The 13,294-nt window shown below is 30.9% G+C and carries 9 protein-coding genes and 3 tRNA genes; all 12 read right to left on the minus strand.

The window, feature by feature from the left end:
- Positions 1 to 285 precede the first annotated feature (285 nt).
- On the minus strand, positions 286 to 624 hold the full coding sequence (gene trxA / locus Bamer462_RS03065) for a thioredoxin (protein ID WP_500837634.1): 339 nt from the start codon (positions 622 to 624) through the stop codon (positions 286 to 288).
- A 222-nt stretch (positions 625 to 846) separates the two neighbouring features.
- Complete coding sequence (gene ilvC, locus Bamer462_RS03070) at positions 847 to 2,328, minus strand: ketol-acid reductoisomerase (protein ID WP_500837635.1); 1,482 nt, start codon at positions 2,326 to 2,328, stop codon at positions 847 to 849.
- Between the two features lie 63 nt (positions 2,329 to 2,391).
- Positions 2,392 to 3,942 carry a threonine ammonia-lyase, biosynthetic gene (gene ilvA / locus Bamer462_RS03075; RefSeq protein WP_500837636.1) on the minus strand — a complete coding sequence of 517 codons (1,551 nt, stop codon included), beginning with the start codon at positions 3,940 to 3,942 and terminating at the stop codon, positions 2,392 to 2,394.
- Between the two features lie 9 nt (positions 3,943 to 3,951).
- A complete protein-coding gene (gene ilvD, locus Bamer462_RS03080) occupies positions 3,952 to 5,802 on the minus strand; it encodes a dihydroxy-acid dehydratase (protein ID WP_500837637.1) in 1,851 nt (616 codons plus the stop codon).
- Between the two features lie 77 nt (positions 5,803 to 5,879).
- Positions 5,880 to 6,800, minus strand: a complete 921-nt coding sequence (locus Bamer462_RS03085) for a branched-chain amino acid transaminase (RefSeq protein WP_500837638.1) — start codon at positions 6,798 to 6,800, stop codon at positions 5,880 to 5,882.
- Positions 6,801 to 6,858: 58 nt separating this feature from the next.
- A complete protein-coding gene (gene ilvM, locus Bamer462_RS03090) occupies positions 6,859 to 7,095 on the minus strand; it encodes an acetolactate synthase 2 small subunit (protein WP_500838010.1) in 237 nt (78 codons plus the stop codon).
- A 7-nt stretch (positions 7,096 to 7,102) separates the two neighbouring features.
- Complete coding sequence (gene ilvG, locus Bamer462_RS03095) at positions 7,103 to 8,743, minus strand: acetolactate synthase 2 catalytic subunit (protein WP_500837639.1); 1,641 nt, start codon at positions 8,741 to 8,743, stop codon at positions 7,103 to 7,105.
- A 1,280-nt stretch (positions 8,744 to 10,023) separates the two neighbouring features.
- Positions 10,024 to 10,097 (minus strand) — tRNA-Trp (locus Bamer462_RS03100).
- An 18-nt stretch (positions 10,098 to 10,115) separates the two neighbouring features.
- Positions 10,116 to 10,189, minus strand: a tRNA-Asp gene (locus tag Bamer462_RS03105).
- A 155-nt stretch (positions 10,190 to 10,344) separates the two neighbouring features.
- A tRNA-Ala gene (locus Bamer462_RS03110) sits at positions 10,345 to 10,417 on the minus strand.
- 413 nt (positions 10,418 to 10,830) lie between these two features.
- Positions 10,831 to 11,667, minus strand: coding sequence for a glutamate racemase (gene murI, locus Bamer462_RS03115; protein WP_500837640.1), 837 nt, complete (start codon positions 11,665 to 11,667; stop codon positions 10,831 to 10,833).
- A gap of 450 nt (positions 11,668 to 12,117) precedes the next feature.
- Entirely contained in the window at positions 12,118 to 13,008 is an 891-nt protein-coding gene (gene metF, locus Bamer462_RS03120) for a methylenetetrahydrofolate reductase (protein ID WP_500837641.1), read from the minus strand.
- Positions 13,009 to 13,294: the final 286 nt, after the last annotated feature.

A 13,294-nucleotide genomic window follows, 5' to 3' on the forward strand; every position in this document is an offset into this window, starting at 1 on the left:
AATATTACTTTTTATCGGGTTATCATATAAAATAGACTGATAAAAAATTTACCAATAATCTCACAACTACCTTAGAAACTTTATTTATGTTAATGTGATAATTGTATCACATGATTGTTATTGCCACTATCGCGATAGTGGCAATCTATTAGCGTTTATTGCAAACTAGGTATTTATAATTGATTACGAACAGCACACCACTATTCTACTGCAATCTTAAAGAAACGTCTACTAACATATAAAAAATTTTAAAAACTACAAATGTATAAAACATAAATATCACATTTATATATATGTCTTTAAAAATTCCTGTAATTTTTTTTTAGATAATAATCCTACCTTAGTAGATAACACTGTTCCATGACGAATTAATAATAAAGTTGGAATACTCTTAATTCCATATTTTTTAGTAGTTATAGGATTTTCGTTTATATTTAACTTTGCCACTGTTAGTGTATCCTTAAATTCAATAGCTATATCTTCTAAAATAGGCGCCATTACTTTACAAGGATTACACCATTCGGCCCAAAAATCAACTAAAAACAGTTTGCTTTCTTGATCGATAATATTTAACACATTTTCTTTAAAATTAGAATCTGTCAGATGTACAATAATTTGATTCATTTATCCCCCTCATAATTTATTTGCCGCTCATCATTATACATTATATATTTATATATATATATGCAAAGTCATTACAATCATTAGCTGTATATTCCATTTTTTTACCGTTTTAATTAAAAATATTGATACTATTTAGATCATCACCTAAAATGGTTGCACATAATAAAAACAATAATAATAATAATAAAGTAACTGAGTCATCAGTAATCAAAATTCTTATATCTAATCATTAATAAATGACAAACTTTTCATATTTTTCATATACTGTCTTAGTTTAATTCCAACTTTTTCTATCGCATGGTTTCTAATCGTTTCATTAATATTACGCAAAATAATGTTATCTATTTTGATGTTTTTGGATGATATACCTAAATCTCCTTTTTTTAAAATAGGTATTACAGAATTTTTTAATAAAGGTACTACTGTGTTACAAAATAAATAATTACCATATTCTGCGGTATCAGAAATAACCATATTCATTTCATATAATTTTTTACGTGCTATAGTATTAGCAATTAAAGGTAACTCATGTAATGATTCATAATATGCTGATTCTGGTGCTATTCCAGCCTTTATCATTATGTCAAAAGATAACTCCACGCCTGCTTTTATTATAGCTACCATTAACGTTCCATAATCAAAATAAGTTTGATCCAAAATTTCTTCTGAATAATCTGGCACCTGTTCTAATGGAAGTTGACTGGTCTTTTTTCGCCAATTAAGTAATTTATAATCATCATTTTTCCAATCTAACATCATTTCTTTAGAAAATGATCCATCAAGTATATCTTCCATATGTTTTTCAAAAACTGGCTTTAATATATTTTTTAACTCCTCAGATAATATAAAAGCACGTATTTTAGAGGAGTTAGATAATCGATCCATCATCAATGTAATACCTCCTTGCTTCAATGCTTCAGTTATAACTTCCCACCCATATTGAATGAATTTTCCCGCATATCCAGCCTCAATACCATTATCAATCATATAATCAAAACAAATAATCGATCCGGTTTGTAACATTCCACATAAAATAGTTTGCTCCCCCATAAGATCTGATTTAACCTCTGCTACAAATGACGATTCTAGTACCCCAGCACGATGACTACCAAGTGCAAACGCCCAAGATTTTGCTAATGCCATACCTATATCATAGGTATCATTTTCCTCATGTACAGCAATCAAAGCTGGCACTCCAAATCCTCGTTGATATTCTTGACGCACTTCTGTACCAGGACATTTTGGGGCGACCATTATAACCGTAATATCTTCACGAATTTTTTCCCCAACTTCTACAATATGAAACCCATGTGAATAGCCTAATATGGATCCGTGTTTCATTAAAGGCTCTATTTGCTGTATTACTGATGTATGATGTTTATCTGGAGTTAGATTAATAACAATATCTGATTTTGGAATAATTTCATCATATGTTCCCACAGGGAATCCATACTGTGTTGCTTTTAACCAGGATTCTCGTTTATTAAAAATAGATTCGCGACGTAAAGCATATACGATATCTACACCCGAATCTCGCATATTTAAACCCTGATTTAAACCTTGAGATCCACAACCTACGATAGCTACTTTTTTAGATAATAACGCTTGAATTCCGTTGGAAAATTCATTTGGATTCATAAATCGGCATTTTCCCAAATGTTTTAATTTTTGTAAAAAAGTTAATGTATTAAAATAATTAGCCATAAAATATCTCTTTTAATAAAGTTAAAAATGATTTTTTAATATTTTTTCTTAAAAATATTCTCATTAATTTAAAAATGCTGTAAACACTGGGTTCGTTGTAACATCATGCCATTCGTATCCTAATTTAGATAAATATTGTTCAAATTCTGATTTTTTTTGATTAGATAATTCAAATCCGGCTAAAACACGTCCATAATCAGTACCATGATTTCGATAATGGAATAAAGAAATGTTCCAATTAGCTCCTAAAGTATGCAGAAACTTTAATAATGCTCCAGGAGCTTCTGGAAACTCAAAACTAAAAATTCGTTCCTGTAAAGGCTGGAATAAACGCGCTCCTACTCCTACCATATATCTAACGTGCAATTTTGCCATTTCGTCGTCAGATAAATCTACAACCTGAAAACCATTAGCGAGTATTTCTTGTACTATCACTTTTCTTTCGGACCGCCCGTTTTTCAAACGTATACCAATAAAAATACGAACATTTTTAGATCCAGTAAAACGATAATTAAATTCTGTTACTGATCGGTTTCCTAGTATTTTACAGAATTCTAAAAAACTACCTTTTTTCTCCGGGATAGTAATTGCCATTAACGCTTCTCGTTGTTCTCCTAGTTCACAACGCTCTGAAATATAACGTAATTCATGAAAATTTATATTAGCACCTGAAAGAACATGGGCTAATCTTTCACCGCGAATTGCATATTTTTGAATATATTTCTTCATTCCAGCTAATGCTAAAGCACCTGAAGGCTCAGCAATAGCGCGTACATCTTCAAATAAATCCTTTATAGCAGCACAAATTGCGTCATTATCTACTGTAATTACATCATCTAAGTACTCTTGGCATAAACGAAAGGTCTCGTTGCCAACACATCTTACAGCTACTCCTTCAGCAAATAGACCTACTTCATGCAGCCATACTGGCATCCCAGCTGATAATGCGGCACACAAAGACGCCGATTCTGCTGATTCAACACCTATAACTTTTATTTGAGGCATAAGATATTTAATTAATACAGAAACACCTGCAGCTAACCCCCCCCCTCCTACTGGAACAAAAATACGATCTAAATGAGCATCTTGCTGCAACAATTCCATCGCTAATGTTCCTTGACCTGCAATTACTGTTGGATGATCAAACGGAGGGATAAAAGTCAATTGATGTTTATCGGCTAAATACATGGCTTTAATTTTCGCTTCATCAAAATTAGCTCCACATAATAATGGTTTTCCTCCAAAATTACGTACTGCATCTATTTTTATGTCAGCAGTACTTATGGGCATTACGATCAAAGATGCAATACCTAAATGAGTAGCAGCAAAAGCTACTCCCTGAGCATGATTACCTGCTGAAGCCGTAATAACTCCAGAAGATTTTTGTGTTTCATTAAGACTCGAAATCATGGCATAAGCTCCGCGTAGTTTAAAACTATGTACTGGCTGTCTATCCTCGCGTTTAACTAATACTGTATTTTCAAGTCTTTGTGATAATTTACTCATAATTTGTAATGGAGTTATTTGAGCTACTTCATATACATGAGAACGTAAAGCAGTACATAGATATTCTGCAGGACATGGTCCATGAGAAAAAGAATTAAATTTCTTCATTTAAGATATTTATTCTAATAATTTAGATTTATCACGAACCGCACCCTTATCCGCACTTGTCACTAATTGAGCATATGCTTTTAAAGAAATAGACACGTTTCTTTTTCTATTTATTGGGGTCCATGCTTTAGTTCCTCGCGCAATTTCTTCTGTATATCGCATTTTTAATACATATTCAGACACTTCTAAGATAATACTACGTGTGCTAATATTAATGCTGATTATATCTCCATCACGCACTAATCCTATTAATCCTTTATTCGCTGCTTCTGGAGATACATGACCAACAGATAATCCTGATGTCCCACCTGAAAATCTACCATCTGTAATTAAAGCACAACATAAATCTAATCCCATAGATTTAAGAAAAGATGTCGGGTATAACATCTCTTGCATACCTGGTCCACCTTTTGGTCCTTCATATCGAATTACGATAATATCTCCAGAACGCACATTACCTGTTAAAATTGCCTGAACAGATTCTTCTTGACTCTCATACACTTTAGCCGGTCCACTAAATTTTTGAAGGTTTATATGAACTCCAGCTGTTTTGACAAGACAACCATCTTCGGCAAGATTACCATATAATACTGCTAAACCACCATCTTGACTATAAGCATACTCACGAGAACGAATACAGCCAGAGCAACGATCTACATCTAATGAAGCCCACCTGTTGTTTTGAATAAATGCTTGTGTAGTACGTTTTCCTGCTGGTGCTGCAGCATACATATGTTTCGATTCAAAACTATTACACGAAACAATATCGTAATTTGCCAATGTTTCTGATAAAGATTTATTCAATATATTTCGTGTCTCTTCATGCAATAAACCACACCGATATAATTCACCAAGTATACCCATGACTCCTCCGGCTCGATGAAAATCTTCCATATGATACCGTTGAGTATTTGGAGCTACTTTACACAAATGTGGTACTTTTCGAGATAATCTGTCAATATCTGCCATAGTGAAATCTATCTCTCCTTCTTGAGCGGCCGCAAGCAAGTGCAATACAGTATTAGTCGAACCACCCATTGCAATATCTAACATCATTGCATTTTCGAAAGAAGATTTATTAGCTATATTACGTGGTAAAACAGAATAATTATTTTCCTCATAATAAGATTTAGCTAAATGAACAATATATTTCCCAGCATTTAAAAATAATTTTTTACGATCAGAATGAGTAGCCAATAATGATCCATTACCTGGTTGAGCCAATCCTAATGCCTCTGTTAAACAATTCATGGAATTTGCAGTAAACATCCCCGAACAGGATCCGCATGTAGGACATGCTTCTAATTCAATGTTTCGTTGATCAACATCAGAGATATCAGGATTTGCAGCATAAGTAATTGCATCAATTAAATTTAATTTAACATTTTGATTAGATAAATTTATTGTTCCAGATTCCATTGGCCCACCTGATACAAAAATAACTGGAATATTTAAACGTAATGCTGCCATTAACATCCCAGGTGTTATTTTATCGCAATTAGAAATACATACCATAGCATCAACACAATGAGCATTAATCATATATTCTACAGAATCGGCGATAAGATCCCTAGATGGCAAGGAATACAACATACCGCTATGGCCCATGGCGATTCCATCATCTATTGCGATAGTATTAAATTCTTTTGCAACTCCTCCACTAATATTAATCTGTTCAGATACTAATGCTCCTACGTTTCTTAAATGCACATGACCAGGAACAAATTGGGTAAATGAATTAACTACAGCAATAATCATTTTATCAAAATCTTCAGTGGTCATGCCTGTAGCACGCCATAATGCTCGAGCACCTGCCATATTACGACCACGCGTAGTAGTAGTAGAGCGATATTGAGGCATATTCAAACTCCAGTATCTTATACTATTAAATATTCGATTATTTAAAAAATTAATATTTGCATATTAATTAATGTTTGTTAGTGAACTAGATCCAACCAATTCCACTGATCTTCAGTAATTCCGGTAAATAAGTTAAAAAATAAACGTTGTAATTTTTTAGTAATAAATCCACATGTACCAGTGCCTACTATAATTCCATCTACACTACGTACAGGGGTTATTTCGGCAGCAGTACCAGACATAAATATCTCATCGGCTATATACAAAGATTCACGAGACAACACTTGTTCTTGTACTTTCAAACCCGCATTGACTGCCAACGTAATAATAGCATCGCGTGTAACTCCAGGTAATACAGAAGAAGTACACGGTGGCGTCAAAATAATGTTATTTTTAACTTCAAATAAATTTTCACCAGCACCTTCTGAAACATAGCCATGTATATCTAACCCTATGCCTTCTTGATAACCATTGCGATGAGCTTCACTGCTAATTAACATAGATGATAAGTAATTTCCACCAGCTTTGGCTATGCTTGGCAGAGTATTTGCTGCTACTCTATTCCAAGAAGATACCATAACATCAATCCCTTGTTTTAAAGAATCTTCCCCCAAGTAATTCGGCCAAGCAAAAGCTGCTATAGCAACATCGGTAACATAGCCAGGAATCGGGTCAATTTTCATCCCTACGTTTCCAATAAACACCACAGGACGAATATATGCATCAATTAAATTATTCTCGCAAATAATAGATCTACAAGCTTTCATTAAATCATCAATACTCCACGCGATAGGCATCCGATAAATTTTTGCAGAATTATACAATCTCTGTATGTGTTCTCGATGACGAAATATAACCGGGCCTTTATATGAGTTATAACATCTCATGCCTTCGAATACTGATGATCCATAATGCAAAGCATGGGACATTACATGTACTTTAGCTTCCTGCCATGGTACAATATCCCCGTTAAACCAGATAAAGTTTGCTGTATTCATCTAATATCTTCCCTAGTAATTTAGTCTAAGAAAATATGAGTTTAATTATAATATTAACTCATTTAATTTGAATATAATATACATCCGTTAGTTTATTTAATTGAGCAGATAATAAACATATTGCTTTGTTACTGAACACAGTCAATAAAATGTTCACTTTTTTATTATTAAACTTACTATAAAATAACACATTTAATGTATGTAATTCAAATCCACGATGACGAATCACCCGAAGAATGCGTTCAAGTACTTCTGGACAAAACCTGGCTTTAATAAATAAAGAATAATGTGTCATCATTATATTACTGCTCCAACATAGCATCATTTGACGCACCAGGTGGCACTAACGGCCAAACGTTTTCATGTTCATCAATCAGTACATGCAGCAAAAAAGCCCCTGTATGTTCAAATAACATATTAATTGCATCTAACATTTCAGATGTATAAGTGATACATATCCCGTGAATATCAAATGCTTTAGCTAAAACAAGAAAATTGGGATTATCTGTTAATTTAGTTTCACTATAACGTTTATTGAAAAATAACTGTTGCCATTGACGTACCATTCCTAAACGTTGATTATCTAACAAAACAATTTTAACAGGCAAATTTCTCCGCTTAATAGTGGCGAGTTCTTGTATGTTCATCATAAATGATCCATCACCAGAAATACATATTACCATATTATGTGGTCGACCAATTTGGGCTCCAATAGCTGCTGGTGTTCCAAATCCCATGGTGCCAAGCCCTCCAGAAGTAATAAAATTTTCTGGACGACTAAATTGCATATGTTGGGCCGCCCACATTTGATGTTGTCCAACATCTGTAGTCACTACAGTATCGTAAGGAGCATTATCACTAATTGACCGCAATAAAGTTGGAGCATAAATTTTGTCGTTAGATGATTGATAGGACCAACGATATTTAAATTTTAAGAATTTTACTTTTTTTCTCCATATATCAATAGATAAGGATTGTGTTAGTGCAGATAATAAATCGCTTAAATTTCCTGATAAAGAAACATGAGCTAAACGCAATTTGCCAAATTCTGCAGGATCAATATCCAAATGAATTACTTTTGCTTGCGGAGCAAAAGTATGCAATCGTCCGGTTACTCTATCATCAAATCGAGCTCCTATTGCAATTAATAAATCACATTTTTGTACCGCTAAATTGGCTGCTTGATTTCCATGCATCCCTAACATTCCTAAATAACAATCTTCTGTATAATCTGGCGCACCTAGTCCTTTTAATGTTACTACAGTAGGTATTTTTGTTTTGGAAATAAATGTACGTAATGAAGTTACTGCTCCAGCCATGCCCACGCCCCCGCCTACATAAAGTATCGGTTGGCACGATTGAAGCATTAGCACACGAGCTTTTTCTAAATCACCTTCGATATTACAAACGTATTTTTTATTAATACAATGGTTCGATTTTAATTTTCCAGTAGATAATTGAATGTCTTTTGGTATATCTATTAATACTGGACCCGGTCTTCCTGTTGAAGCAATAAAAAAAGCTTCATCGATAATATTAGGTAACATATTTAACGAATGAACTAAAAAGCTATGTTTGGTACAAGCCAAGGATAACCCTAACACATCTATTTCTTGAAATGCATCAGTACCAATAAATTCTAGTCCCACTTGCCCAGTAATAGCTACTATGGGAATAGAATCCAATAAGGCATCAGCTAATCCAGTGATAAGGTTAGTAGCTCCTGGACCAGAAGTCGCAAAACATACACCAGTTTTCCCAGTAGCTCTGGCATATCCTATAGCAGATATAATCGCCCCTTGTTCATGTCTACATAATAAATGCTCTACTTCAGAATCAAATAATGCATCATATATTGGCATGATAGCCCCACCTGGGTAACCAAAAATAATTTCTACACCTTTGTCTCTCAGTGCCCTTATTATCCACTGAGCTCCGTTCATATTTATTTCCTCATATGGTTTTGTAAATGAAATAATAATTTAATCAGACTACTTATTGTGAAAAGATCGATTTTTTTGAATCAATCGCAAAGTTGTATAAAAATTACACATTATTTAATAGATTTAAGTAGATTTGAAATATCTGTAAGATATTGTATAAAACAATGTTAAAAATAGTTTTGTTGTGATTCAATAATTATTGATATTGCATATATTCAATATATGATGTAAGTCTTCTATTTCATATTAACTGTATGAAAAAATACTTCACTATTTGTAAAAAAATTAAATGCAATAATGTTGTTGATGTACATCAAACCCTTTATTTATGAATAAATTTTATTCTATATAATTATTGAATGTTAACTCTTGAAATGTCCATTTCATTATATATTCTATTAAAAAAATAACAATAATTTTTAAAAAAGTAATTTCTGCGTTTTTTATATAAATATTCACAATATTACTATTGATGTTATTTATTAGACTATTGTAGCTATTTCGTAATAAAACTGTACGCATTATCACGCTAATAAAATATTAAAAATGTTGATACTCTTAATATTAAAAATATAAGAAGTTTGTTTTATTCTCAATGCTTCTTTTTTATTAAATAATTTTTACTAAGATATAACACATAATTTATTTAGTTATATAATAAAACTTCATTATATTTTTTTATATATCATAGATATTAATATTTGACAATCATGTTTGATAAATAATGTTATTTTACATAATCACCAATTGTAATTACTATTATCTAATTGCATCATCATCAAGTTTATTATTTATAATAATAATAATGATTATCCTATTTCGTGTATAATGGTGTCAAGCATTTGTGCTTACCAAAAAATTTTTTTAAAAAGCATTTGTCTACTTTAGAACAGAATAATACATGCATCATCATTAGGCTGTAATTTTCCCAATATTTATAATTTTAATTTACATCATGAGTGTATCTATCACAGCGTGACGTAACAACAATTTATAAAACTCAAACAATAAACATAACCTAATAATTTATAGAAATATTAAATAAATTAAGTGTATCGCATATCACTTGAATCAAGTGATATGCGATACACTATCAAGATATATTTAACATGATGTGAAATATTGATTTTTAAAAAAAATAAGATGTGCTTCAGTTTATAGTGATAATATTTCTAAAAAAAATTATAAACATGACCGCTATTTTAGAGGCCATATCTACTTTCATGCAGAACACAGCACCTAAGTTTAATTTTTTTTATATTAAAATATTTGTAAATTTACAGGGGTGAAGAGACTTGAACTCCTAACACCCGGTTTTGGAGACCGACGTTCTACCCATTTGAACTACACCCCTTTTGTTATATAAATAATACGGTGCGGACGGGACTTGAACCCGTGACCCTCGGCGTGACAAGCCGATATTCTAACCATCTGAACTACCGCACCGTATTATTTATATATTTTTATTCACACCATCATCATAGTGATTTCTTAAAACACTTAAAATTTTATTGAAAATATTATATAAATTTTCACTTGTTGTATTTTACAGAATGTACAATTCTACGATTCATGTATAAAAGTATCCATACATATAGATATGGAGCTAAGCGGCATCGAACCGCTAACCTTCTGCGTGCAAAACAGATGCTCTCCCAATTGAGCTATAGCCCCACAATGGCCATCTGCATTGTAGCAATTTTTCAAATTAATATGCAAATATAAAATAATATATAATTACAATTTTTGATCATCTTAAGTCAAATAAACTTGACAATATTCCAATGTATAAAGAACAATAAATATTCTTAATAATATATGATTAGTAGTAAGATTGCTAATTTTACTATAAAGTCAATATAACTACATAAACAATCATATTTTCACATAAAGTTAATTGTCGGTTCAATTTCAACCTGTTGATCATTAAGTAAATTAATAGATATATACATCAAAAAAATTTATGTAGATATCTTATATGTTAACATATAAGATATCTACGAATAAAATAGTTTAATTTTTAAGTCATTCATTAAAGCTAATAAATCTGTATATGTTATATTAAAAAAAACAAGATGCGCTTCAGTTTATATTGATAATATTTCTAAAGAAAAAAAATCATAATAAGACAATAAAATAGATTTTAATTTAGTAGCCTCTACTGTATTCATGGAACAGTAGATTTTATTTGATTTAAAAGAACAAAAATTGCTTACAGGACTATTTATATTCTTATATAATAAACGTAAACTATGTTTTGCAACCAAATGTCTCGAATCTATTAAATAGCTATCTGAAGATAGCACTGCAATTAATTCTTTTTTTAATAAAGAAAAATGAGTGCACCCCAACACTATGGTATCAGGTGGTTGTTTCATCTCCAACCAGGGAGTAAGGATATTACGAAACCTTGATATTGGTATTGTTTTGCCATATATCTTAGATTCAGCCAAATTTACTAATTCAGATGTACCCAATAACATGACCTTGCATTTATTTGCAAAACGTTTTATAAGAGTCCAAGTAAAATTATGATTTATGGTACGATGGGTTGCCAATACTCCAATAACACCATTTTTAGTTACTTTAGATGCTAATTTAATCGCGGGTATTACCCCAACAATAGGACATAAAAAATGATTTTGTAATATTTTTAATGAAACCACACTTGCGGTATTACAACCAATAATTACAAGATCTAATTGATGCTGATTTTGTACAGCTCTAATTATAGAAATCACACGATTTATAATAAATAATTCCGAGCGTTCACCATAAGGAAAAGCTTGATTGTCAAAAAAGTATAAATAACGTACATACGGCAATAATTTTCGCATCTCGGTATAAATAGATAAACCACCTACCCCAGAATCCAATATTAAGATTGTCGGTTGTTTATGTGTCTTTTTAAAAAAATCAGTCATATATCCTTATTAATTATTTATTTTATACCCATATATATATTATTAGTACAATAAAATATAAACAGAAATTGTAATGTATTTTTAGTTCTTTCTATAATATAAAACACGTATTTTTTATCAACAGTCTTTGTGCTTTATAAAAGCATTATATAACAACTTTATTGTCTATGTTTTAATATAAACATTATACACAAATATATTCCTTAAGTTTCTATCTATAATTAAATAAATACTGTTATATATAGATAATCTCGATATATTGGTCTAATAATTAACAATCATTATTAGTACAATACATACTTTTTACATAAAATACAAATATAAATGTAGATATAAGTGAATCTACAAAACAAATCTATATTAAAATGTTTTTTTAATTAATTTATTATGATGTATGCGGGGTCACTATTCAAATAGTGACCCCGCATCTCATTCGAAAGTTACACGATGTTATTTTTTATTTTTTATTCCTAAGGTATGGCATATCGCATATGTTAAATCTGACCTATTAAGAGTATAGAAATGAAAATTTCTTACTCCCTCCTTCAGAAGAATTCTGATCATATCTATTGCCACAAACGTTCCAAGCATTTTCTGTGTTTCTAAGTCATTATCTAATCCATGAAAAATTACATATATCCAATGCGGTATCTTTACCTTAGTAAAAGTAATGAAATGCTGCAATTGACGAAAATTAAAAATAGGCAATATTCCAGGAATAATTTCTATATCAATTCCAACAGATACACAAAGATCTCTAAATCTCAAATATTGTTCTACATCAAAAAAAAATTGAGTAATTGCTCTATTAGCACCAGCATCAATTTTTTTTTTCAAATTAATTAAATCTGATTGCGCATTTTTTGCCTCTGGATGTACTTCCGGGTAAGCAGCCACTGCAATATCAAAATTTCCAATTTTTTTTAATAAATATACTAAATCTGAAGCATACATAGACGATTGATGGTTTTTTTTTATTTGATCCCCTCTCAATGCAACAATGTTATGAATGCCATTATTCCAATATTCTTGAGCAATAATTTGTAATTCTTGAGGAGTTTCATTAATACATGTTAAATGAGGAGCTGCTATTAATCCAGTGCGTGTTTTTATGTCTTTAATTGTCTTATCAGTATAATTTCGTGTACCAGAATTAGCGTTATATGTTACAGAAACAAAAATAGGATTTAATTGACTCAACTTATGTATAGTTTTCCACAATATTTTTTCCATTTCATCAGTACGTGGAGGGAAAAATTCAAATGAAACATTAATATTTCCTTGTAAATCAACCAAATATTGATTTAATATTTCTCGTTGAGTAGCATGAAACATACTCATGTTTTACCCTCATGAATCTATGAAATGATATTTATATATATTATATAGCCATATCGCAGTAATTATTGCATACTATACATCTATTTTAATACAAATTATTATCACATAAATACCTTTTAATTAATGAATTAAAAAAATTATATTATGGATACTTTACAACTAATGAAATATTCCGTATGTACATTACATTAGTATGAAAAAATTATTATTTTATTTATGTCTTAAATAAAGCTTAGATAGATAGTTTTCTTTAAATAACACATATACATATCAATTTAAAACATCA

This window comes from Candidatus Blochmannia americanus (nom. nud.) (assembly GCF_059934915.1).

Excerpts from the sequence above, each read along its gene's own strand:
- trxA (WP_500837634.1), bottom strand. The coding sequence starts at position 624 with ATGAATCAAATTATTGTACATCTGACAGATTCTAATTTTAAAGAAAAT.
- ilvC (WP_500837635.1), bottom strand. The coding sequence starts at position 2,328 with ATGGCTAATTATTTTAATACATTAACTTTTTTACAAAAATTAAAACAT.
- ilvA (WP_500837636.1), bottom strand. The coding sequence starts at position 3,942 with ATGAAGAAATTTAATTCTTTTTCTCATGGACCATGTCCTGCAGAATAT.
- ilvD (WP_500837637.1), bottom strand. The coding sequence starts at position 5,802 with ATGCCTCAATATCGCTCTACTACTACTACGCGTGGTCGTAATATGGCA.
- Bamer462_RS03085 (WP_500837638.1), bottom strand. The coding sequence starts at position 6,800 with ATGAATACAGCAAACTTTATCTGGTTTAACGGGGATATTGTACCATGG.
- ilvM (WP_500838010.1), bottom strand. The coding sequence starts at position 7,095 with ATGACACATTATTCTTTATTTATTAAAGCCAGGTTTTGTCCAGAAGTA.
- ilvG (WP_500837639.1), bottom strand. The coding sequence starts at position 8,743 with ATGAACGGAGCTCAGTGGATAATAAGGGCACTGAGAGACAAAGGTGTA.
- murI (WP_500837640.1), bottom strand. The coding sequence starts at position 11,667 with ATGACTGATTTTTTTAAAAAGACACATAAACAACCGACAATCTTAATA.
- metF (WP_500837641.1), bottom strand. The coding sequence starts at position 13,008 with ATGAGTATGTTTCATGCTACTCAACGAGAAATATTAAATCAATATTTG.